Source organism: Pasteurella oralis, assembly GCF_042681465.1.
GTDB lineage: Bacteria > Pseudomonadota > Gammaproteobacteria > Enterobacterales > Pasteurellaceae > Pasteurella > Pasteurella oralis.
Genome location: NZ_JBHUFP010000025.1, coordinates 319,928 through 345,617, shown reverse-complemented (window position 1 = coordinate 345,617; position 25,690 = coordinate 319,928). Strand labels below are relative to the sequence as shown.

The window sequence follows — 25,690 nt, the reverse complement described above, 5'->3', positions numbered from 1 at the left end:
ATTATGTTAAGGCATATTTTTAACTACTATAATTATCTATAACGGTTGGTAAATAAAAAAGCCACCTTTAAAAGTGGCTATTATTTAATTAATAATGATAAAATCACATTAATTCTACCATTGATAACCAACTCCCACAGAACCGCCAAAACGCCCATTAGTATTTGCATTACCTTGGAGCTTCAATATCACTTTACCATTATCACTTGATCGAGAATAGCCAATCGCAACCGCATTTTGACCACCGTAAGTACCTGCCGCTGCTGCTATCATTGATTTACCCGGAATATAAACTTGAGGTAATCCTGCTGCTGCATTAGAACCGGCAATACCTGCATGTAATTTCTTATTATTTTTCTTAATAAGGTTATTTATATCGCCTAAATTTTGTTTAACCTCTTTAAGTTGATTCATGGTCACAGCATCATTACCATCAACACCAGGAGCTACATTAGTAATACGAGCAGGTGCATTCTCATTGCCATTTTCTTGCTTGCTAATAACAATATCTCCACTAGTAGTTGCTCCAATCTTAGGTCCATTATCCCCACCAATTTGAACTGTTTTAAATACTGGAGTATCTGAAATAGTAACTTTCACTTCTCGTACACCATCTGGACGAGTTGTACCTGTCATAGTCGCATTTTTATTTGCACTCACAAATTCTATACGATTGCTATTACGAACTTGTTCTTTATATTGATCATCTGCAGTACTAATAACAAAACCCAAATTTTGCAAATCTCCCACAGTAGCAGCATTATTTGGATTAGATTCCGCAAAATTAATAAGGCCACCATTATTTGTTGCATTCAAAGCATTTTTTACTTTATCTGATGTAATAGGAACACTATTTGCTTTTGGTAAACCATTCGGTTCTAATTGAGTAGAGAAATACCATTTGCCATCATTTGCAAGTTTGATATCTTTATTATCAACTTTTGGCGAAACAAAAGTATTTGCCCCATTAGCAACATTACTCAATTGAGATGCTTTACCAATCTCATTTTCACCAGCCTCTGGATTAACTAGATTCGTTGATAATGTACTCAAATCAGCTACTGGCTTCGTCATATCAGGTTTGCCTTCTTCGCCTACTGGGTAATATTTATCTCCGACTTTAACAACAGGAACATCTTTACCATTTTGTTGAGTCGTGTAAGTAATTGGTAACCCAGTTATATTTACAGTGACATTACTGGTTTTACCATCGCTTGTGACTTGAATGTTCGTATTTGAACCGTTTTTGAAATTAACTTGATCATTTGGTGTAACACGATCAACAACAGTCCCATTTGCGTCACCCAGTTTCCATCCCGCGTTGACGTAATTATTTAATTGGGTAATTGCTTCAGAAACATTTTTTGCAGAAGCTGCTGGCTTATAATCAGCCGTATCTTTTGTATCGCCTGTCATATTTAATGTTTGAGTAAAACCTTCTGGAGCACCTGTTGTTTGATTTACTATCGTATTTCCACCAACAATATTTGCTACACCTTTACTAATATTACCAATCACATTTTGAGTCATATATAACTGGCTGCCATTAATTGCATCTGTTGATGTTGCTGAAATATTACCAGGTGCAACATTAATAATTTGGCGTTCATTATATTGTGTTCCGACACTTACTACACTAATTTCATTAGCATTCCTAGTCGTTCCATCCGCTTTTTTATTACCTGCAAAATTAGAATATGAAATACCATTGACTGTTGCACTATCTTCTGAAGTTGCCTCACGATCTTTTGAGCCAGAACCTAAGGCAATACTATTTTTTGTTGTCACTGCAGCATCTTTACCAATCGCAATTCCATTGATACCACTAGATTTCGCTTTTGAACCCAATGCAATAGTATCATTGCCAGAAGCATCAGCTTCTAAACCAATTGCAATAGAAGCGGAACCTGACGCTTTACTTTTATCACCTCCAGAAAAGGATGAAGCACCAGATGCGGTATTACCAACACCAAAAGCAGAGGCCCGTTCTCCTGTAGCTGTTGCTAATCGACCAATAGCTGCGGAATTTTTTGCAGTTGCATTAGAACTTTGACCAAAAGCCTGAGCGCCTATAGCAGTAGCTCTAGTATTATTACCAATTGCAGTTGCACCTAACATATTTGCAACAACATTATTACCAATAGCTAATGATTGTTCTCCTGAGGCTGTAACTTCACTACCGATAGCAATAGCTTGTCGAGCAGTTGCATTAGTTTGAATACCAGCTGCTAAAGAATCTTCACCTGTTGCACCATCATTTTTATAATTACTGCCACCTTGAGTTTGTCCTGTTTTTACACTATAAAAGTGTAGATCTACCCCTAATGTAGCGTTGGCGGTAGGTAATCCGAAACCTAACAAGAGCGCTGCCGTAGTAGCAGTAGTTTTAACTATTTTCGCTACTGATGCTGGCTTAGTTTTACTTTTTACAGGACTTAATTCAGAAACGATCACCCAATTTTGAGAAGTATGATTCCAAATAATTTTATTCATAGCTTAAACACCTAATTATAACCATATGATTTATAATGATAATTTACTAAAAAATATTTTCTTTCCTCTCATAGAGGTAAGAAACCAAAAGAGTAAGTGTCGGTATTTTACACAGTTATAGGTTAATGTATAGCCTTTTATAAATTTTATCGATGCTAAAATATTCTCACTATCAATAGTTTCTTTATATCGTATTTTTCATAAATTTATTTAAATAATAAAAATATTTTGAATTATTTTCCTAATGAAAATAGAAATAAAAGTTACGCAATACTTACAGCATAAGTGAGTTTTTTCATTTCTAAATCCCTTTTGTTTCATAAGCATAAAGTATATTTACTCATAGCTAGACGTTGCCTAACTATAATAAAAAAGGCTAATAATTAAATTATTAGCTTTTTTATTATATCCATAAATTTTTTAATATTTCACAATATGTCCATATCCTTCAAGAATCGATTTAATATGCTCCAACGATTCCTTTGTTGGCGGTGAAACATCCTCAAGCTCGTATTTTTCACCTAATGCTTCCCACTTATGCGCCCCTAAACGGTGGTATGGCAATAATTCGACTTTCTCAATATTTTTCATATTTTTAATGAAATTACCTAACAAATGAATATCTTCATCTGCATCCGTATACCCAGGCACAACAACATAACGAATCCAAACTGGTTGATTACGTTTTGCAAGATACTGAGCAAATTCCAAAGTACGTTTATTTGGTACACCAATTAAATTTTGATGAATCTTATCGTTCAATTGTTTTAAATCAAGCAAGACTAAATCCGTCACATCCATTAGCTCGTCAATAACATGATCATAATGACGCACAAAACCATTCGTATCTAAACAAGTATGAATACCCTCTTCTTTACAAGCGCGAAACCAATCCCGAACAAATTCTGCTTGTAACACCGCCTCACCACCAGATGCCGTGACACCACCACCAGATGCTTTCATAAAATGACGATATGTCACTACTTCCTGCATAAGCTCTTCAACGGAAATTTCTTTACCATCATGTAAATCCCACGTATCTCGATTGTGACAATACTTACAGCGCATTAAACAACCTTGCAAAAATAAAATAAAACGAATGCCTGGTCCATCAACGGTGCCACAGGACTCATAAGAATGGTAACGTGCCAAAACTGACATTGTATTCCCTTAAGCAAATTTTCAATTCAAATTATGCTTATTCTACTACATCAGATCAAAAATCACGGACAATTTTTTTACAAAATAAAATAAAAATTGATGATGGGGATCAAAACATCCCCATCACTTTTAGAATGAAATAGCGAGCTTGGCACTGAAACGTCGCTGTTGTTTAAGATGTTCTCCTTTTGTCACTCCAGCAAGCAATTCAACACGAATATTATTTATACCAATATTCATCCCTGTTTCAAGTTGTTGCTGGTTACCTAACTGGAGATTAAACGGATGATCATTCACTGTCAGCTTCGCATTAGTATGATGTAGCATATAATACCAGCCTAAAACAGGCTTGATTGCTAGGCTTGGATTGGCTTGCCAGCGATAACCTAAATTAAGCCCACTGAAATAAGACAATAAGCGAGTTGAATCAAGATGTACTACCGCTTGATTTTGTACATAATTCGTTTTTCCAAACATACTATATCGAGCACCAGCTAATGTTTTTACTTCAGCAGCATCCCACGCAAAAGTTTTTGCCAAAGTTGCGCCCAGTTGTTTAACGTTGTGTTTCACTGCAACTGATTGCTCATCTTGCACAATTTGATTACTCAACTGACCCATACCCAAATCCATAGCAATTGATAAACTATCCATTAGCTGGTGCTTAGCATAAGCCGAAAACATTGTTAAGCGTCCCCGACTGCTAGAAACATCCGCAAAACGATTATTTTCTTGGGAATGAGTTAGCATAGTACCAAATGACAGGTTATGGTTAGCCGAAAAATCAACACCAAATTGTTGTTGTGAGCCTGTCTTACGATAATCACGATGATACATACTATGGTAATCGGCATTTAATGTTTTTACCGCACTCCAAACATTAAAAGACTTACCTGTCAAATTTTCTTGTACCAAATGTTGATGAATACTCGAATTTACCTCAGCTAAATTATGTAACGCAGCAGAAAACTCTGACATTGCAGTATTAGTGTACTTACTGATTTCTTTTTTAAATGATTTTCCTATAACGTGGGAAAGTCCTTTTACTTTAAACAATGGTGTTTCTATAATAAAAGACTCCGCCGCATGTTTATCCTCTTCAGTTAGCGCACGAATACGTTTTGCTTGTTGCTTTTCTTCAAAAGATTTATCTATTCTTTTAAGCTCAGCAAGCTTTATGCGAGGAGACAATAAATCGCTCATTTTGTAACGAAATGCACCAGCATCAATATGTCCATTTTCTAATTTAAATGAAGCTGTATTATTACCAGAAACCTTAAAAAATTCGAATGACTGTTCATTAATTGATGAAGGCTCTTTACCTGAGTCTTGTACAGAGATCATGTGCTCACCCTGAGCCTCTTGAATGATCACTTTATTTCCAATTAAAGAAGCTAAATCTGTATTAAAGCGAAAATATCCATTACCAGAAAGCTTTTGGATATTCAGTTGGTTAAATGTATGAAATTCATTCTCTGGATTAAGCAGTACTTTCGAACCTGCTTCCAATGTTAAATCACCTAAATAATGAGTTTCATTTGCTTTCGTTGCTCGTGGCAATTGCCAAATTGCATCTTTAGATAAGGTCAGATTAACTAAATTATTATTTGAACTATCTTGATTAACGCCAGAATATAAAATCGCTTTGCCTACACGAATATTGTTATTGGAACCTTTTGATTGAATTCCTTCTTTTATATATATTAAGCTTTGCGGCATGCTATTATAGGCAGATTGCTCTAATGTTTTAACCTCACATCCTTTTTCTCGCCAAAAAGCTTCACCACTGTAGCAAACTGTTGAATCACTATTTTTAAAGCCTAACTTAATATCATTATTACCATTGGTAATAATTTGTTCCGCACTAAAAATCCCCACATTACGCCCAATTTCTGCTTTTGCTCCTGATTTAAGCTCCAGTTTTTTCATCACAAAATCACGAGTAACCCATTCATTCTCTTTAATCACGGGTTTAGCAACGGATGACATTTTTTCATATTCATCAGCAAAACTGGCCTGTTGCCCAGAGAAAATTACCTTGCCTTTCTCAATAGTAAAATTGCCGTTCAAGTTTAAACCACCTGAAAGCAATAATAGGCTGTCAGTATTACTGTTGTTAGTAGCATTCCTATTATTCTTATCAGCATTATTCCCCTTATAACTAATATCAAGCTGTCCATTATGGCGATTTTCAAACTGTTTGCTGTAAACCTCTAACCAATAGCTATTCGCTTCCACACCCCACCACATAGGAATACCATTATGTGGCAGTAGATAAATTTTCTTATCTTTGGAAGTATTGTTAGTAATAAATATTTTTCTTTCTAATTCACTAGTTTTGTTCAGCAATTGTTTAACTAAGTCAAAGTTTTTCTTTTCTTTAACTTTTTGTTCAGTTAATTCGACTTCACCTACAATCGAGTCCGCTAGTTCTGATAATGCTGAATAACCACGTGTACCAAGCAAGCCATTAATAATATGCTTCTCTCCTTTTTCAGCTTTAAGTTCAAGTCGCGCTGGCTGGTTTGAGTGATGATTAACAATATTCAGCCCTTCATCATTGTTCAGGCTTTTTGACAAATTCAATGACAAGGTTTGCCCATTTAAATCAAGTTTACCGCCACGATAACCAAAATAAATATATTGGCTTAAGTCACCATAACGTTGATTAATAGTTTGATTATCAGATTGGCCAAATGTTAACAATCCCCGTCCACTGACTAACTCAATATAAGAAAAAGGACTCCGCTCCGTTCCTATTGTATCTAAAATAACTTCACCATCACCAATACTCAACCCACTATTTATATAATTCCCTGTGTATTCACCACTCACTTTCATCGTCCCTTTACCTAACTTAGATAAACGGTCACCATTGAATTCGATTTTTTCATCAGAGTTCTTATAGAAAATAACATTATTCTCATAGTCTCTTTTAGCCCCTTGTCTTAATTGCCACTCAACTTCACTGCCTTTACCAATCCAAATTCCAGAACCTAACCAGGATGCACCATTGCTACTATGTAAGCGAATATGGCTTGTTTTTTTAGTACCAATAAAGATTCCTCCAGCGCCTTGATCAATATCATTTGTTATATCAATTTCAGCTAGAGCGTTTTTGCTACCGCCATCAACATAAAGATCTTTTCCTTCATCTGCCCCAACTACTTTCCAACTGGATTGCCGAGCAATACTAAAATTCTGTTCACTATTATTGCCTTTTAATTGGCTATGTCCCTCTGTTTCACCATTTTCTCTTGTCCAAACGACTTGTTGATTATTACTTAAAGTAAGCTCAGTCCCTTTATTTTTAGCTACACTTGCATCAAATATACTTCTTTTAAAAATAGCATAACCCGTTTCATGCTCAAAAGTATTCAAATTATCAGAGATATTAGTATGGGAACCAAAAGAAGTAACTCCAGCTAATTTCCAAATACCTTTTGTTTTATCAAATACATAGAGCGGACTACCACTATCTCCTGGCTCTATATGGGTAAACAACATATCCTTTGCTTTTGACAGCACATTATATTTTTGCCAGAAATGATTATTATAAAACATTACATTAAAGCTTGAATAAAGCCCACCAGTTAAATACTGATAAGTATCTGCTTGTTGTGTTAAATGATTCTCGGCAGAATTCCAAACCCATTGAGTTCCACTGCCAGTTCTAACTGTAATAGCTTCTGCTTCTGTCACTAAGCCCCATTCATTATCAGTGATAGTTTCACTTGGCACGATCTCCGTAACCATTTTACTTAAACGAGGCGTACTAAAATCATGTTTACTAATTGAGGTCCCAGTAAATTTTGTATTATCAGGCTCAGTATTATTCAAATTAACAATCCGATAGCCATAAGGATTATTGATAAAATGAATCATGTCATATTTAGCAACATATTGATGTTGTGCCGTGGATACATATTGAGGATGAGCTAAAGTTAAAATACCTAATTGATGTTGCTTATATTTATTTAGAGAAAGACTATGTCCTGCACTAAAATCTGGCATTGGTATCCCATCTGGTAAAACCGTACCTACTTTTTGTCCTTGCTTATCATAGACGGGAATATTGGTTGCTCCGATGTGAAAACGCCCTTTATTTTCAGCAAAATTACGAAAATCTTCATACGGAATTTGATCTGTGACTAAAGAAGCACTGGCAGTTAAAGAAACTAAGCTGAGAGGTAAAATTAATTTTAAGGATTTACTTTTACCTGCTTGCTTAGCAAATTCAGATACCACAATATATTGCCCATATATATTTTTGATTATTTTAAAAATTCGATTCATAGTTAAATAAGTCATTAATAAATTAAAGATTGGCATTCTACAAAAAAACAAAAACAAATAAAAAATTTCACTAATAAAAACAAATCAAATGCATAAAAAATAGTTCACACAATATAAAATATAATCAAATTTATTTATGTCTTATTTTCACCTAAATTAAAAAGATTAAAATTACAGCAAGTTAGCAATACATCATGATGAATAGTTATACTTTTTTAAGTATTTATTTCTGCAAAGATATATTTAATACCAAGTTTGTTAATAATTAAAAAAAGAAGAAAAGAAAATGAGCAAAATTGTTAGAAAAAATTGAGATTCGAATATGCTCTTAATTAAATACAATTAAGGCATAAATAAGACTCAAAAGTAAGAGATGATTAATAGAATTGATAAAAGCCATAACAATACCTCGATATTTCTTTATAAAGAAATATCGAGGTAGCTCACCAGGTAAGTTAAAGTGCGGTCACTTTTTTTAAAATTCCATGCCAACACCCAACTGTAATGTTGTATTTGACAGACTGTCTTTACGCCCAAGATCTCGACTGAAGCCTAAATTAGCATATAAACCACTATTAATTGGCTTAAATTGTAATCCAGCAACAACATTCACCCAAGTTTTATCTTGTGGTGCTAAAGTGGTTGTAAATGAACTACCATTTAAACCCGCTTTAATAGATGGCGTATCATTTTGCCATTCTTTAACCCAACGTGTTGTTAAGTAAGGCTGCCAATCTGCTGCTTGATAACGTATATCAATACCCATACCACTACGTACACTTTTTTCTGTTCGTGCAGCAAATTGCATTTGAGTAATACCTTTATTGCGCTCGCTAAATGCTGAAATATCGGTCTTCGTTTTATTAAGATCTGCAACTAACGCAACAGCTAACTCATTAAATTGCCATTCATAGCCCGCAAATAGTCCCATACTCAAACTTTGCGCTTTTGTTTCCCCACTTTGTTGATGAGTGGATTGGCCAATATAAGCAACACGCTGAGTTGTTAACTGGGTATTATTGATTTGTAAAGCACTGGCTAGCCACCAACTCTCTGCGTCATAACGTAATGCTGTACTTAATACACGATTTTTAGTATCGACATTAATTAAACCACTTTGTACATCTTGTTTTTGCTGGCTTGCAACCAACGCTAATTGCCACTGTGGATTAAATTGTACTTTAGCGCCGACATGTAAACTATGGCCCCCCTTCTGTTTTTGATAAGCTACAATAGTATCAACTGTTTGTTCAGTTTGACGTTTCAAGCGATTTCGATTACTTTCCGTACGAATAAAGTCAAAAGCGAGATCAGTTTGTTGTTGTACAATTGGAATTAAAATAGCCATGTCTTTTGGTGTCTGTAATACATTGAGAATATAATCAGACATTGCTTTATGTGCCTTTGGACCTGGATGGAAGCTATCTGCAAATAAGCGTTGATTTGCGATATTTTGATCTGTTGGATTACAAGTTGCCTTATTTGGATCTGCGGTACTCTCTTGGCAAACAACTGCGGTGGTATTGGTTAAACCGTATTCCGTTGGACGCGCAATCATATCTTTTAATAATCCATCCGTATCAATACGCACAATATTACCCCCTACTTGATTTAATGCGGCAGTAATACTGGCATTCAATAATGCCGTCGCTTGTGCTGCTTGTTGGACAATTTCTTTATATTCTTTGATCAACGTTTCTGCGATACTTTTTGCATTATAACCAGCGGCAGATAATGCCCATTGAGTCAGCCAAGAACGGCTATTATAAAAATCCTCTGCTGCTTTTTCTAATGTTTTTACTCGATGTTGTTCAAACTCTTGGAGATTATGAGTTGGTTGACTTAAAAGCTGTTCTACAGCTCCTTTAAAACTTGCAATAAAATCTGCTTGTTTAATTAAACCTAAAGATTTTGACTGGATTTGTGCGCCAGCAGCAGCACCTAATTTATCAAAAAACTCGGGCGTATAAGTGATATTTGGAATAGTTGGTGCAATGATTTGATTCACGCCAGCCTGTTGTAATCTCCCCCACTGCTGTGCCATAGTTTGAGCCATTTCTTTGATACTGCTTAATACATAGGCTTGTTTTTCCTCTGGAGTGGTTTTAGTTACAGCAGTTGCTAATACCGTAGCTAAGTCATTCCCTCCAGCCCAAAGCACATGTAACGCCTCTTTCTTAACTGGTGCTTGTAAATAATTTTTAACTTGATTTTGCAAGGCCAAATTTGGCTGAGTGTTAATATTTGCACTATTATGTCCAACAATTACTCCACCACTATAAGCATAGCTATTTCCCCCTTGTGTCGAAGGCGTTAATTTATTGCCTAATGCTTGAGCAAGGTACTCATCATATAGTAAGTGGTAGCGTCCATCAGCATCTAAATAAGAGGCTTTTTTATTCCAACCTGATTGCCCCATATCGCTTAAACTATCACCAAATACCACAACATCCTGTGCTAAACTCGTAGTACTAAATACACATAATAGTGCACATGAAAGTTTACTTATTTTCATGCTTTATTCCTTAAAGGTTAATTTATATGCAAAAAATTGGAGCAATCATAAAGTCGCAATAGGCAGATACCTAGCCAGACCAGTACTGGTATGAGCAGCCAGATAAACAAGGATCAAGATTCAAAATATAAAAAAGCCTCTGTATGAAATACAGAGGCTTTACACTAGACTTAGATATAGCGCTTTACATTGCTTGCGTAAATGTACGTGTAATCACATCTTGTTGTTGCTCTTTAGTTAAAGAGTTAAAACGTACGGCATAACCAGAAACACGAATTGTTAATTGTGGATATTTTTCTGGATTTTCCATTGCGTCTAACAACATTTCACGGTTCATTACGTTAACATTTAAGTGCTGACCGCCTTCAATAGTGGCTTCATGGTGGAAGTAACCGTCCATTAAGCCCGCAAGATTACGTTTTTGGGCTTCATAATCTTTACCTAATGCATTTGGCACGATTGAGAAAGTATATGAAATACCATCTTTCGCATAGGCAAATGGTAATTTAGCAACAGAGGTTAATGAAGCAACCGCACCTTTTTGGTCACGACCATGCATTGGGTTTGCCCCTGGTCCGAATGGTGCACCAGAACGACGACCATCTGGTGTATTACCTGTTTTCTTACCATAAACTACGTTAGATGTAATAGTAAGTACTGACTGTGTTGGTGTAGCATTACGATATGTACCCAATTTTTGGATTTTCTTCATGAAACGTTCTACTAAGTCACAAGCAATCTCATCGACACGGTTATCGTTGTTACCAAATTGTGGATATTCACCTTCAATTTCAAAATCGACTGCCACATTCTTCGCAACACCAACCACTTCGCCTGCTTTATTTTTAATTTCAATATCACCGCGAACTGGTTTGACTTTGGCATATTTGATTGCAGAAAGTGAATCTGCTGCCACCGAAAGACCTGCAATACCACAAGCCATTGTACGGAATACATCGCGATCATGTAACGCCATTAAAGCAGCTTCATACGCATACTTATCATGCATGAAGTGAATAATATTTAATGCTGTCACATATTGTTTCGCTAACCAATCCATAAAGCTATCTAAGCGAGTCATTACATCATCATAATCTAAATATTCGCTTGTAATTGGATCTGTTTTTGGTCCAACTTGATCACCTGATTTCTCATCTACACCACCGTTGATTGCGTACAACAATGTTTTCGCTAAGTTTGCACGTGCGCCAAAGAACTGCATCATTTTACCGACAATCATAGGAGATACGCAGCAAGCGATCGCATAATCATCGTTTTGGAAATCTGGACGCATTAAATCATCGTTTTCATATTGTACAGAAGAAGTATCAATAGAGACTTTAGCACAATAACGTTTAAAGGCTTCTGGTAATTGTTCAGACCAAAGAATGGTTAAGTTTGGTTCTGGTGACGGTCCCATTGTATAAAGGGTATGTAAGATACGGAAGCTATTTTTAGTGACTAATGTGCGACCATCTAAGCCCATACCTGCTAATGTTTCAGTTGCCCACATTGGGTCACCTGAGAATAATTGATCGTATTCAGGCGTACGTAAGAAACGCACCATACGTAATTTCATAACTAAATGATCAATTAATTCTTGCGCTTCTTGTTCAGTAATTTTGCCTGCTTTTAAATCACGCTCAATATAAATATCCAAGAAAGTTGATACGCGACCAAATGACATCGCCGCACCATTTTGTGATTTCACTGCCGCTAAATAAGCAAAATAAGTCCATTGAACCGCTTCCTGCGCATTTGTTGCAGGACCTGAAATGTCATAGCCATAAGACGCTGCCATTTCTTTCATCTTGCCTAATGCACGGTGTTGTTCAGCAATTTCTTCACGTAACTGAATAGTTGCTTGGATATCTTCACCACGCTCTAATTTTTCTTGTAATGAAGTAAATTGTTTAACTTTGTCCTTCATTAAGAAATCTGCACCATAAAGTGCCATACGACGATAGTCACCAATAATACGACCACGACCATAGGCATCAGGTAAACCCGTAATGACACCAGATTTACGGCAACGTAAAATATCTGGCGTGTACACATCAAATACACCTTGGTTATGTGTTTTACGGTATTCAGTAAAGATATGTTCAACTTCAGGTTTGAGCTCACGACGGTAAACTTTACAAGAACCTTTCACCATGTTGATACCGCCATATGGCATAATTGCTCGTTTTAATGGCGCATCAGTTTGAAGACCAACGATTTTCTCTAAATTTTTATCGATATAACCTGGTGCATGAGAAGTAATAGTAGATGGCGTGTCACAATCAATGTCATATGGCTCGTGAGTTTTATTCTCAACTTTGATTTTTTCCATGACATCATTCCACAACGCTGTAGTTGCTTCAGTTGCATCAGCTAAGAATGATTCGTCACCTTCATAAGGAGTGTAGTTTTTCTGGATGAAATCACGTACGTTAACTTCAGTTTGCCAGTCACCACGAGTAAAGCCTTCCCAAGCTTTTTGTTGAGCTTCAGTTAATTGACTCATATTGAATTACCTTCTATTAATTAGAATAAAAAATCTGTGATACTTACACAAAGCCGATCAAAACCACAATAAAACAGACCGCACTTTGCAACCTAAAACCGACTAATGTGGACGATTAATATACCACTGTGCTAATGCAACACAGCCTGCACCGCCCACAATATTCCCTAATGTCACGGGAACTAAATTTTTTACAACAAAATGATATACATCTAAATCTGCAAATTGTGCTGGTGTCATTGCAATGGCTTGCCAAAATTCAGCAGAAGCAAAATTGACCACCATCATCCCCATTGGAATCATAAACATGTTTGCCACGCTGTGCTCAAAACCAGATGCCACAAACATTGAAATTGGCAAAATCATAATAATTGCTTTATCTAATAACGTACGTCCTGCATAAGTCATCCATACTGCAATACACACCATAATGTTACAGAAAATACCTAAAGCAAATGCTTCGACCCACGTGTGATGAATTTTATGCTGCGCTGTTTTTAAAATCGTTAATCCCCATTGTCCATTAGCTGCCATAATTTGCCCTGCAAACCATGTCAACAACACAATAAAAATTGCGCCAATAAAATTGCCCAAATACACGACAACCCAATTACGCAACATCTGAATAGTTGAAATTCGACCACTCACATGTGCAACTGCTGTCATTGTAGAAGAAGTGAATAATTCGGAGCCACAAACCACGACCATAATGACACCTAATGAGAAAACAATACCGCCAACTAATTTGGTGAGTCCCCAAGGTGCATCACCATTACCAGTTTGAGTTGTGGCATAAAAGACAAAAGCAATTGCAATAAAAGCACCTGCTGGAATCGCAGAAAAGAAAGAATAGAGTTGTTTTTTAGTTGCTTTATAAACACCGACATCCTCGCCAATCTGTGCCATCTTCACTGGCGGCACAATGCAGGTTGACGTTGAATCTTCAGTTTTCATCCTTAATCTCCCTAAACATGAATAGCATTATAACGGCTGTCGGTTACAAAACATGCAAGCACGAATAATTTAAAAAAATTTTATTTTTTATAAGATTTGTTAATTATAGGAAGTTTTACACCAAAATAAAAGCATTTTACAGATTAAAAAATATTCAAAACAAGATTTCCTTATGCTAGATCAATTTATCCAAAATTCTCTTTTATTTTCATGGAATTAACACAAAGACAAAATATAAACAACAAATTATTAACACTCATTTCTTAACCATGTTTAACTTAATTTTTAACCAACCTTATTACTAATCCAACTTACAGCAAAAAATTGCTATTTTTACCTTTTTCTGTTAAAAAAGCACAATCTTCAATTTCAATTAAAAAAGGATGATCAACATGGCTGAAGAAACTATTTTTAGTAAAATTATTCGTAAAGAAATTCCTGCCAATATCGTTTATCAAGATGACTTAGTTACTGCATTTCGTGACATAGCACCACAAGCTAACACTCATATTTTGATTATCCCAAATAAACTTATTCCAACAGTAAATGATGTGACTGAATTAGATGAAATGAGTTTAGGTCGCTTATTCACTGTTGCAGCGAAACTCGCTAAACAAGAAGGTATTGCTGAAGAGGGTTATCGTTTAATCGTGAACTGTAATAAACATGGTGGTCAAGAAGTGTTCCATTTACATATGCACCTTGTTGGTGGTGAACCTTTAGGAAAAATGTTGGCAAAATAATGAAAAAACTGACCGCACTTTTATTCACGTGTTTACTACTAATCAGCTGTAGTTCAAGTAAACCAACTAATTTATTAAAAACCACACAGCCGATTTTAAATATTGAAGCCAATATCGCCTCAGCAATTGAAGCGAACCTCAACGCTGATTCAGCATGGATTAAAAATAAAACTGCACAGCCATTGAACTTGGCTTATCACTTATTTTGGTATGATAAAAACGGCGTGACTCAGCAAAAGTTTGCAGAAGCGTCCTTTTTGTCCCTGCTTGCTCATGAAAAGCAACAAATACTATTAATAAAACCAACAGAACAGAGCGTAAATTATCGCTTATATATTGGCTTGCAATAAAAAAAGAGGTCATATGTCGACATTACTGATCGATCTACAAGGTCCTGAACTCTTACCAGAAGAAATTGAATTACTCAGCCACCCGCTTGTTGCGGGTTTAATTTTGTTTACACGAAATTTCCATGATCGCGCACAAATCCAAGCTTTAGTAAAATCTGTACGCCAACAAGTGAAAAAAGATCTGTTAATTACCGTTGATCAGGAAGGCGGACGAGTACAACGCTTCCGCGAGGGTTTCACTCAACTACCTGCGATGCAAGCATTTGCTCAGTTGATTGAAGATCCACAGCAACAACAAGAAATAGCACAACAAGCTGGCTGGCAAATGGCAGCAGAAATTGCGGCACTAGATATTGATTTAAGCTTTGCTCCTGTACTGGATTTAGGTCATCAATGTAAAGCGATTGGTGATCGTAGCTTCCATCCCCATCCTCAAAAAACCACAGCACTTGCCAAAGCATTCATTCAAGGTATGCAACAAGCGGGCATGGCTACAACAGGTAAACACTTTCCAGGACATGGCCATGTAATCGCGGATTCTCATCTGGAAACTCCTTATGATGCGCGTAATCAAGTAGACATTTTTGCTCAAGACATCATGCCATTTCAACAACTCATCGAACAAAATTTATTAGATGCTGTTATGCCCGCTCATGTCATCTACAGTCAATGTGATGCTCAACCTGCGAGTGGCTCTCACTACTGGTTAAAACAAGTATTACGTGAACAGCTCGGCTTTCAAGGCGCAATCTTCTCCGATGATTTAGGAATGAAAGGTGCAGGTTTCATGGGAGATTTTGTAGCACGCTGTGAGCAATCCCTCAATGCAGGTTGTGACTTACTCTTACTCTGTAATGAACGTGAAGGAGTCATTCAAGTGCTAGATCACCTAAAACTTAACGAAAATCAACCGCACTTTGCACTACGCCAAACCCGATTACAACAATTATTCAAGCGTCAATCATTCCATTGGTCAAGCTTAGAAAGCAATGTTCGTTGGCTGGAAAATCGTAAAAAACTGACCGCACTTCAACAAGATTGGCTTGAATATAAAGCTAAATATGCGAATTAAAATGCAGTTAACACTTCCTTGCCAACATTACAGTTCCAATCATTGTCGCTCTTGCCAATGGCTAGAATACCCTTATTCCAACCAGCTTGAGCGCAAAACACAGCATTTAAAACAACAATTGACCCATTTAGATTGCTCACAAACAACATGGCTTGTACCTTATCAATCAGCATTAAGTGCGTTTCGCAACAAAGCGAAAATGGCAGTTAGTGGTGTGGTCGAACGTCCAATTTTGAGCCATCCACAAAGTTATGTCGATTTAACGGATTGCCCACTTTATCCAACACATTTCGTTAACATTTTTCACATTTTAAAAGACTTTATCGCACGAGCAGGTTTAGTGCCTTACAACATTACAAAACAAAAAGGGGAATTAAAGTATATTCTGCTCACAGAAAGCCAGCTTGATGGTGGCTTAATGCTGCGTTTTGTATTACGTTCAGAAACAAAATTACCCTTAATTCAACGCGAATTTACAGGCTTGTTAAATAAATTACCACAACTAAAAGTAGTAAGTCTAAATATCCAACCACAGCACGCTGCCATTTTAGAAGGTGATAAAGAAATTTTTCTCACTGACCAACAAACGCTGAAGGAATCTTTTAATCAAATCCCACTTTTTATTCGTCCACAAGGATTTTTTCAAACAAATCCAACTGTTGCTGCGGGTTTATATGCGACTGCACAAAATTGGATAGCAAACTTACCTATTAAAACGCTCTGGGATCTTTTTTGCGGGGTTGGCGGCTTTGGCCTACATTGTGCAGATGCTTTACAACAAGCCAATCCAACTAAAAAAATTGAATTAATTGGTATTGAAATTTCTGCTTCAGCTATTGCCGCAGCGACACTCTCTGCCCGCCAATTAGGTTTAGAAAATGTACGCTTTCAATCTCTAGATGCCACACATTTTGCGCTTGAGCAACATCAAACACCTGAGTTAGTGATTGTCAATCCGCCTCGACGTGGCATTGGCAGTAAACTTGCGCAATTTCTCAATCAATTAGCACCTGATTTTATTTTATATTCAAGTTGTAATGCAGAAACTATGGGCAAGGATTTAGGTGATTTAACTCATTATCAACTTGAAAAAATTCAGTTATTTGATATGTTCCCACACTCTCATCATTATGAAGTATTGTGTTTATTAAAAAAGAAATGAAAAACGGTGGACAATTTCCACCGTTTTTTACAAGAAGTATGTATTAATCTAAACGTTTAGAAAGCACTAACCAATCTGCTTTGAATTCGCGGCGCATATTGTTAATCGCATCAATAATGTCATGGTGAACTAACTGTTCATTTTGGATACCCACGCAATAGCCACCTTTACCTTGCATTAATAGATCCACCGCATAAACCCCCATACGAGATCCTAAAATACGGTCGAAAGCACAAGGTGTCCCACCACGTTGAATATGTCCTAAAATAGTTGCCCGAGTTTCATGTTTCACACGCTGTTCAATTTCGCGAGCAAGCTCATTCACATCACAAATCAATTCAGTAATCGCGATAATCGCATGACGCTTACCTTTAATAATACTACGTTCAATTTGTTGAATAAGTTCTTCACGATTGAAAGCAACTTCAGAAGCAACAATATATTCACAGCCACCAGCAATCCCTGCAGAAATCGCTAAATCACTACAATGACGTCCCATAATTTCGACAATCGAAATACGCTGATGAGAGCTTGAGGTGTCACGTAAACGGTCAATTGCTTCTACTGCAGTTTCAAGTGCGGTTTGATAACCAATGGTATAGTCTGTTCCTGCGACATCATTATCAATAGTCCCAGGAATACCAACACATGGGAAACCATGTTCTTCAGTCAATAATTTTGCGCCCATGTAAGACCCATCACCACCAATCACAACTAAAGCATCAATACCATGTGAGCGTAAAATTTCTGCACATTTTGCACGTACTTCTGGATTTTTAAATTCAGGAAAACGGGCAGAGCCTAAAAATGTACCACCACGGTTAATAATATCTGACACACTATAACGAGTCATTTGTTTGATTTTATTGTGATATAAACCATAGTAGCCTTCATAAATGCCATATACTTCTAAACCTTCCGCGAGCGCAGAACGCACAACACCACGAATGGCGGCATTCATACCTGGCGCATCACCACCACTGGTTAATACTGCTATTTTCTTTATCATAACCTAAACCTTTTAAACTAAAAATGAATTCAAAATCGTCGCTAAGATTACACTATTCACTGCAACTGCTCTAGCAAAATTTATCAAAAAACTAATTACATTTGATCTAGTTTCGCATTTTCCAATTTTTCAGCCTGAACCACACTCGTTGGCTCATGATGAATCACAATATCTACTAGCGAAAATGCTTGACGCAAGCGCTGTTCAAGCTGTTCTGTAATATCATGTGCTTCTAAAAAAGAGAGATGATCATCCAACTCTAAATCAAATTGAATAAAACGCACAGCACCAGATTGACGCGTACGTAAATCATGGAAGCCTAAAATCCGCTTATCCCATAAAATAATTTGTTCAATTTGTTGGATCTCATTTTCTGGCAAAGCGCGATCTAATAACAATTGGACTGCCTCAAATAACATTTTAAGTGCACTTATCAGAATATAAATCGCGATTAAAATTGCGCCAATCGCATCAGCAAGCATAAAATCAAATACTGTCAAAATTAATGAAATTAAGATTGCCACATTCATAAATAGGTCTGTTTGATAATGTAAGCGATCAGCTTTAATAGCAGGGCTTCCCGTCTTTTTCACAATTCGACTTTGGTAATAAACTAATGCGGAAGTTACTACGATGGAAAAACAAATAACAGCAATACCTAAATTTGTATTTGTTAAAGGTTGTGGTTCATTAAAACGATGAATCCCTTGTAATAATAGAAAAACAGCAGAACCAGAGATAAATGCACTTTGAATAAGAGAAGCAAGTGATTCTGCTTTACCATGACCAAAAGAATGGTTTTCATCGGCAGACATTAGCGCAAAGCGTAAAATGAGCATATTAAGAAACGAAGCTGCCAAATCTAAAGTGGAATCAACAATTGATGCCAACATACTGACTGAACCCGTTTCCCACCAAGCAAATCCTTTTACAACAATCAACATTAAAGCAGTATAAACAGCACAATTAGCCGCTTTTTTCACTTGGGAAGAATAAATCTGTTCTTCCATTTATGCACAAATCCATTGCCAATCACGATTTTTAACACGTTTCATTTCTTTTTCTACCACATACTTCTTCAAATAACGTACAACTTTCTCATTACTCATATTGCGGATCTTCTTCGTTCTTGGCACTTTTAATGAATACTGATATTGCACAAATCCACAACCTTGTACTGTTTTACCTTTAGCCACATCGACTTGCCAATCATTATTTTTAACCGTTGGCTCATAGATAACGAAAGCATATAAACTGTCATCTTGTATTTGTAATTTAAAATTCTTCACACCTGTATTTTGGTAAACTCGTTCGCGTAAGGCAACTCGCTCATCTAAGGTTATTTTCGCTTTATTACGATCCAATAATAATTCCACCGCACTTTTCCAACGCGCTAAACTTTCCCCCTTTTCCAAATAAAAGAAACGTGCCATCGGTCCTAAATCTTGCTGCGCGACTAATTCATAAGTATGCTTATTATGTACAATTTGCTGTGGTGCTGAAAGTTGCGGTACTGCTGCACAGCCACTCAATAAAAGCCCTAAAAGTGCGGTCAAAATTAAGAAAATTTTTTGCATATCATTCCACCAAATCACGTTTAAACACTAACTCTGTTTCACTAGAACTTGTTGCATCAAACCAATAACCAGCCAAATCAAACTCTTTTAACTGTTCAACTTTGGTTAAACGATTCTGAATAATATAGCGGCACATTAATCCCCTTGCTTTCTTCGCATAAAAACTGATGACTTTATATTTACCATTTTTATTATCTAAAAACACAGGCTTAATAATGGTTGCATTTAATGTATTTTCTTTCACTGACTTATAATATTCATCTGAAGCTAAATTAATTAACACATTATCCCCCTGTTCATCAAGAGCTTGCTGCAATGAAGCCGTGATAATATTGCCCCAAAAAGCATAGAGATCTTTGCCTTTTTTATTGGCTAACTTTGTTCCCATTTCTAAACGATAAGGCTGCATTAAATCCAACGGTTTCAGTAAACCATATAATCCAGATAACATACGTAAATGTTGTTGAGCAAATTGCACATCTTGGTGTGATAAACTTTCTACTTCTAATCCCGTGTAGACATCACCTTTAAACGCGTAAATTGCCGCACGTGCATTTTGTTGATTATGTTCTTTCTGCCATTCTGCAAAACGTGCAAAATTCAAGCCTGCAAGCTTATCACTAATTGACATTAATGAAGCTATTTGATCTGGTGACAGTTGGCGACAAACTTCAATTAATTGCGCACTATAATCAGTTAAGTGCGGTTGAGAAAAATCAAATTTTGGTACCGCACTTTCAAAATCTAAGGTTTTTGCTGGCGAAATAATAGCTAACATATGTTTATTTCCTATCTCAAATTGAATTTAATTGCCATTGAATTGGTGCTAATCCTTGCTGCACAAGATACTGATTTGCTTTAGAAAAATGATGACAACCAAAGAAACCTCGATGTGCCGACAACGGAGAAGGATGTGGCGCTGTTAATACGCAATGTTTCTGGCGATCAATAAACTGCCCTTTTCTCTGTGCATGACTTCCCCAAAGCAGAAAAACGATATGCTCACGTTGCTCATTTAATACGGCAATTACACGATCAGTAAAAGTTTCCCAACCAAAATTAGCATGTGAGTGAGCTTGCCCTTGTTCAACTGTCAATACAGTATTTAACATCAATACGCCCTGTTCTGCCCAAGGAACTAAATATCCGTGATTTGGAATTTGAAAACCAGCGATATCCTGTGATAATTCTTTATACATATTGACTAAAGAAGGAGGAGGAGCAATGCCCGGTTTCACTGAAAAAGCCAAACCATGCGCTTGGTTTGGACCATGGTAAGGATCTTGTCCTAAAATAACTACTTTGACTTGTTCAAATTCCGTTAATTGAAAAGCGCTAAACACTTCTTGTGGAGGAGGATATACAACTCGACCAGATGCTCTGGCTTGATGAACTAACGCAAGAATTTGTTTAAAATAAGGCTGCTCTTTTTCTATACCAATGACATCTTTCCACGTTCTCATTTTTATCTCCTCTTGTTATCTCCTTTCAGCGAATTGCTGATTATAAATAACTTCACGCAAAATTGACAGTTACAGAATTACTCATGTTAAACAATTGTTTATTTATTGCTAAATAAAAGTTTTTTAAAATCATAAACTTACTGTTAAACTTGATTTACATCAAAATTAAAAAATTACTCGAGAAAAATACCTTGTCCTATGTCAAAACAATTTGAAATCATCAAAATTTTTGATAAAATCCTGACCAATTTAAACTGATTAACAAATCGCCAACTTAGGAGGCATACAATGATTAAAGGTATTCAAATTACCCAAGCGGCTAATGACAATCTATTAAATTCATTCTGGTTATTAGATAGCGAAAAAGGTGAAGCGCGTTGTTTATGTGCTAAAGGTGAATTCGTTGAAGATCAAATCGTTGCTGTAAGTGAATTAGGTCAAATCGAATATCGTGAGTTACCAGTTGATGTTGCGCCAACAGTAAAAGTAGAAGGTGGACAACACTTAAACGTTAACGTATTACGTCGCGAAACATTAGAAGATGCGGTTAACAACCCAGAAAAATATCCACAATTAACAATCCGTGTTTCAGGTTATGCAGTACGTTTTAACTCTTTAACACCTGAACAACAACGTGATGTAATTACTCGTACTTTCACTGAAAGTTTATAATTTTCTATCACTTACCTATCTTATAAAAAATGCCTCAAATTGATATGAGGTATTTTTGTTATCTTAAAAACTATCTTAACTGAACCTATTTTATTATGCTTATTAGCTATTGCTAGCGAACTAATGAATATTCAGGTAAAATCGTCCAGTTTAACTTTATCGAATTTTTAATGAATAAAATTGATTCAAATATGAAGAATATACGTAACTTTTCAATTATTGCACACATTGACCATGGTAAATCGACATTATCTGATCGCTTAATTCAAACTTGTGGTGGCTTATCAGATCGTGAAATGGAAGCGCAAGTTTTAGACTCAATGGACCTAGAACGTGAACGTGGTATCACAATTAAAGCACAAAGTGTTACTTTGAATTACAAAGCCAAAGACGGTGAAACATACCAATTAAACTTTATTGATACACCAGGACATGTCGATTTTTCTTATGAAGTATCTCGCTCGCTTGCTGCTTGTGAAGGCGCATTACTTGTTGTGGACGCGGGACAAGGAGTTGAAGCACAAACGCTCGCTAATTGCTACACTGCTATCGAAATGAATTTAGAAGTCGTGCCAATTTTAAATAAAATTGACTTACCAGCAGCAGATCCTGAACGTGTGGCAGAAGAAATTGAAGATATCGTGGGTATTGATGCAATGGAAGCAGTACGTTGTTCTGCGAAAACAGGACTTGGTATTGAAGATGTATTAGAAGAAATTGTACATAAAATTCCCGCACCAGAAGGTGATCCTAATGCACCGTTACAAGCATTAATTATCGATTCTTGGTTTGACAATTACTTAGGGGTTGTTTCCCTTGTGCGGATAAAAAATGGCACGTTACGTAAAGGCGATAAAATTAAAGTGATGTCAACAGGACAATCTTACAACGTTGATCGTCTCGGTATTTTCACACCAAAACAAGTCGATACAACTTTGTTGAACTGTGGTGAAGTTGGCTGGCTTGTTTGTGCGATTAAAGATATTTTAGGTGCGCCTGTTGGTGATACGCTAACATTACACAATAATCCTGCGACGTCAGTATTACCGGGCTTTAAAAAAGTTAAACCACAAGTTTATGCTGGCTTATTCCCAATTAGCTCAGATGACTATGAAGCATTTCGTGATGCCTTAGGCAAATTAAGCTTAAATGATGCTTCCTTATTCTATGAACCAGAAAATTCAACCGCGCTTGGCTTCGGCTTCCGCTGTGGTTTCCTTGGTTTATTACATATGGAAATCATTCAAGAGCGTTTAGAACGTGAGTACGATTTAGACTTAATCACAACTGCACCAACAGTTGTTTATGAAGTCGAACTGACAAGCGGCGAAGTGTTATATGTTGATAGCCCATCTAAATTACCGCCATTAAACAACATTACTGAAATTCGTGAACCAATTGCAGAATGTAATATGTTATTACCACAAAATTATTTAGGTAATGTGATTACATTATGTGTTGAAAAGCGTGGCGTACAAACCAACATGGTTTACCATGGTAATCAAGTTGCTCTGACTTATGAAATTCCAATGGGAGAAGTGGTGCTTGATTTCTTCGATCGCTTAAAATCCACTTCTCGTGGCTATGCTTCATTGGATTATGGATTCAAACGTTTCCAAGCTGCCGACATGGTACGAGTAGATATTATGATCAATGGCGAACGTGTTGATGCTCTTGCTTTAATCGTCCACAAAGATAATGCTCAATATCGTGGTCGTGAATTGGTAGAAAAAATGCGTGAATTAATTCCACGTCAGCAATTTGATATTGCAATTCAAGCCGCAATTGGTAATCACATTATTGCACGTTCAACAGTAAAACAATTACGTAAAAACGTGCTTGCAAAATGTTATGGCGGTGACGTTAGCCGTAAGAAAAAACTGTTACAAAAACAGAAAGAAGGTAAAAAACGAATGAAATCATTAGGTAACGTTGAAGTACCACAAGAAGCCTTCTTAGCTATCCTACATGTTGGAAAAGATAAATAAGGAACTATTATGTCTAACTTATTTCTCGTGATTTTATTGGCAGTGGGGTTTGGTATATGGAAAGTATTAGATTACTTTGCATTACCAAATACCTTTTCTATTTTGCTAATCATTTTCACCCTCATTTCTGGTATTTTATGGTGCTACCACCGTTTTACGGTGCTGCCAAAACGTGCAAGACAAATTGCGCGCGCTGAACAACGCTCTGGGCAAGCATTAACTGAAGAAGAAAAAGCCAAAATTGAGCCTATTTCTGAAGGAGGTGAATTTATTGCCTCACTTTTTCCTGTGCTTGCGTTTGTATTAATCTTACGTTCATTTTTATTTGAACCATTTCAAATTCCCTCTTCATCAATGGAACCAACCTTACGTATTGGCGATTTTTTGGTAGTAAAAAAATATGCTTATGGCATTAAAGATCCAGTATTCCAACATACATTGATTGAAACAGGTAAACCTGAACGCGGCGATATCATTGTATTTAAAGCACCTCTGCAACCCAATGTAGATTATATTAAACGAGTGGTTGGTACTCCAGGCGATAAAGTGCAATATAATGAGTATACACGCCAATTAACTCTCACTTATGCTAAAGCTGGTAAAGAATGTACCCTTGACTGTGTTACTAAGGCATTTACCTACAGCCAACCCGTAGAAAATCCCGAATTTAACTTCATTATTGGGCGTAATCATAAAGGCGAATACTTATATGGTCCTAGTCCATTAGAAACAACCGAAATAGGTGATGTGACCCACCAAATTCATTGGTATCCTAACCCTGAAGAAATCGCCAATGAAGGATTCCGTTATAAAGCTTATCGCACAAAAGACAATGGTGTGACAGAATGGGTTGTTCCTGAAGGTGAGTACTTTGTGATGGGTGATAATCGTAATAATAGTGAAGATAGTCGTTTTTGGGGATTTGTACCAGAAAAAAATATTGTTGGTAAAGCAACCTATATTTGGTTAAGTCTAGATAAAAAACAAGATGAATGGCCAACTGGTATTCGATTTGAACGCTTATTCACAGAAATTAAGTAAGAGAGAATGAATCAAAATTTAGAACGTTTACAACGCAAAATTGGTTATCACTTTAATCAAATTGCATTATTAAAACAGGCATTAACTCATCGTAGCGCAGCAGTTAAACACAATGAACGTTTAGAGTTTTTAGGTGATGCTATTTTAAATTTCACTATTGCAGAAGCCTTATATCACCAATTTCCTAAATGTAACGAAGGTGAATTAAGTCGAATGCGTGCAACGCTTGTACGTGAACCCACACTGGCGATTTTAGCGCGCCAATTTGAACTTGGTAATTATATGGCACTGGGACCAGGTGAACTGAAAAGTGGTGGATTTCGGCGTGAGTCCATCTTAGCTGATTGTGTAGAAGCTATTATTGGTGCAATGTCTTTAGATAGCAATCTCGAAATAGCGAGTAAAGTGGTACAAAATTGGTACCAAGAGCTGTTAAATCACATCAAACCGGGTAATAATCAAAAAGATCCTAAAACACGTTTACAAGAATATTTACAAGGTAAACGTTTACCACTACCAACTTATAATGTCATTGATATAAAAGGCGAAGCGCACTGCCAGACATTTACTGTTGAATGTAATATTCAAAATATCGACCGCACTTTTATTGGTGTGGGTTCAAGCCGTCGTAAAGCAGAACAAGCCGCGGCAGAAAAACTCTTACAAGAACTGGAAAACAAATGAC

At 36.4% G+C, this 25,690-nt stretch carries 19 protein-coding genes; 8 read left to right on the top strand and 11 right to left on the bottom strand.

Going from position 1 to position 25,690, the window contains the following annotated elements; all coding sequences use genetic code 11:
- Positions 1-114: 114 nt before the first annotated feature.
- From ACFSAV_RS10940 to focA, 6 genes are all read right to left on the bottom strand, one after another.
- The gene (locus tag ACFSAV_RS10940) at positions 115-2,493 is read right to left on the bottom strand and encodes a YadA-like family protein (RefSeq protein ID WP_379099588.1); all 2,379 of its coding nucleotides are present in this window, start codon (positions 2,491-2,493) and stop codon (positions 115-117) included.
- 420 nt (positions 2,494-2,913) lie between these two features.
- Entirely contained in the window at positions 2,914-3,654 is a 741-nt protein-coding gene (gene pflA / locus ACFSAV_RS10935; protein WP_379099585.1) for a pyruvate formate lyase 1-activating protein, read from the bottom strand.
- A 129-nt stretch (positions 3,655-3,783) separates the two neighbouring features.
- Complete coding sequence (locus ACFSAV_RS10930; protein ID WP_379099582.1) at positions 3,784-7,950, bottom strand: S6 family peptidase; 4,167 nt, start codon at positions 7,948-7,950, stop codon at positions 3,784-3,786.
- A gap of 475 nt (positions 7,951-8,425) precedes the next feature.
- Entirely contained in the window at positions 8,426-10,465 is a 2,040-nt protein-coding gene (locus ACFSAV_RS10925) for an autotransporter domain-containing protein (protein WP_379099579.1), read from the bottom strand.
- 184 nt (positions 10,466-10,649) lie between these two features.
- Complete coding sequence (pflB, locus tag ACFSAV_RS10920; protein ID WP_379099576.1) at positions 10,650-12,974, bottom strand: formate C-acetyltransferase; 2,325 nt, start codon at positions 12,972-12,974, stop codon at positions 10,650-10,652.
- 102 nt (positions 12,975-13,076) lie between these two features.
- Positions 13,077-13,928, bottom strand: coding sequence for a formate transporter FocA (focA, locus tag ACFSAV_RS10915; RefSeq protein ID WP_379099573.1), 852 nt, complete (start codon positions 13,926-13,928; stop codon positions 13,077-13,079).
- A gap of 392 nt (positions 13,929-14,320) precedes the next feature.
- Here focA and hinT point away from each other — a divergent pair, with 392 nt between their 5' ends.
- From hinT to rlmC, 4 genes are read left to right on the top strand one after another with little or no spacing between them, the layout of a single operon-like run.
- On the top strand, positions 14,321-14,671 hold the full coding sequence (gene hinT, locus ACFSAV_RS10910; protein ID WP_379099571.1) for a purine nucleoside phosphoramidase: 351 nt from the start codon (positions 14,321-14,323) through the stop codon (positions 14,669-14,671).
- The gene (locus ACFSAV_RS10905) at positions 14,671-15,021 is read left to right on the top strand and encodes a YcfL family putative periplasmic lipoprotein (RefSeq protein ID WP_101775392.1); all 351 of its coding nucleotides are present in this window, start codon (positions 14,671-14,673) and stop codon (positions 15,019-15,021) included. The genes hinT and ACFSAV_RS10905 overlap by 1 nt, the downstream gene beginning before the upstream one ends.
- A 13-nt stretch (positions 15,022-15,034) precedes the next feature.
- The gene (gene nagZ / locus ACFSAV_RS10900; protein WP_379099568.1) at positions 15,035-16,093 is read left to right on the top strand and encodes a beta-N-acetylhexosaminidase; all 1,059 of its coding nucleotides are present in this window, start codon (positions 15,035-15,037) and stop codon (positions 16,091-16,093) included.
- Position 16,094: 1 nt separating this feature from the next.
- Positions 16,095-17,255: a 23S rRNA (uracil(747)-C(5))-methyltransferase RlmC gene (gene rlmC / locus ACFSAV_RS10895; RefSeq protein WP_379099565.1), complete on the top strand. Its 1,161-nt coding sequence runs from the start codon at positions 16,095-16,097 to the stop codon at positions 17,253-17,255.
- Positions 17,256-17,298: 43 nt separating this feature from the next.
- Here the strand turns inward: rlmC and pfkA are convergent, their stop codons facing one another.
- The 5 genes from pfkA to ung all read right to left on the bottom strand — a co-directional run bounded on the left by pfkA (position 17,299) and on the right by ung (position 21,304).
- A complete protein-coding gene (pfkA, locus tag ACFSAV_RS10890) occupies positions 17,299-18,264 on the bottom strand; it encodes a 6-phosphofructokinase (RefSeq protein ID WP_379099562.1) in 966 nt (321 codons plus the stop codon).
- Between the two features lie 95 nt (positions 18,265-18,359).
- Positions 18,360-19,274, bottom strand: coding sequence for a cation diffusion facilitator family transporter (locus tag ACFSAV_RS10885; protein WP_379099559.1), 915 nt, complete (start codon positions 19,272-19,274; stop codon positions 18,360-18,362).
- On the bottom strand, positions 19,275-19,841 hold the full coding sequence (locus ACFSAV_RS10880; RefSeq protein WP_101775388.1) for a hypothetical protein: 567 nt from the start codon (positions 19,839-19,841) through the stop codon (positions 19,275-19,277).
- 1 nt (position 19,842) lies between these two features.
- Positions 19,843-20,619, bottom strand: coding sequence for a peroxide stress protein YaaA (gene yaaA, locus ACFSAV_RS10875; RefSeq protein ID WP_379099556.1), 777 nt, complete (start codon positions 20,617-20,619; stop codon positions 19,843-19,845).
- A 16-nt stretch (positions 20,620-20,635) separates the two neighbouring features.
- Positions 20,636-21,304, bottom strand: a complete 669-nt coding sequence (gene ung / locus ACFSAV_RS10870; protein ID WP_379099553.1) for a uracil-DNA glycosylase — start codon at positions 21,302-21,304, stop codon at positions 20,636-20,638.
- A gap of 288 nt (positions 21,305-21,592) precedes the next feature.
- Between ung and grcA the strand changes: the two genes are divergently transcribed.
- The 4 genes from grcA (at position 21,593) to rnc (ending at position 25,689) form a co-directional block, all read left to right on the top strand.
- Positions 21,593-21,976, top strand: coding sequence for an autonomous glycyl radical cofactor GrcA (gene grcA, locus ACFSAV_RS10865; protein WP_101775385.1), 384 nt, complete (start codon positions 21,593-21,595; stop codon positions 21,974-21,976).
- Between the two features lie 191 nt (positions 21,977-22,167).
- Positions 22,168-23,964: a translation elongation factor 4 gene (gene lepA, locus ACFSAV_RS10860; protein ID WP_101775462.1), complete on the top strand. Its 1,797-nt coding sequence runs from the start codon at positions 22,168-22,170 to the stop codon at positions 23,962-23,964.
- A 9-nt stretch (positions 23,965-23,973) separates the two neighbouring features.
- Entirely contained in the window at positions 23,974-25,005 is a 1,032-nt protein-coding gene (gene lepB, locus ACFSAV_RS10855; protein ID WP_101775384.1) for a signal peptidase I, read from the top strand.
- 6 nt (positions 25,006-25,011) lie between these two features.
- Complete coding sequence (gene rnc / locus ACFSAV_RS10850; protein ID WP_101775383.1) at positions 25,012-25,689, top strand: ribonuclease III; 678 nt, start codon at positions 25,012-25,014, stop codon at positions 25,687-25,689.
- Position 25,690: the final 1 nt, after the last annotated feature.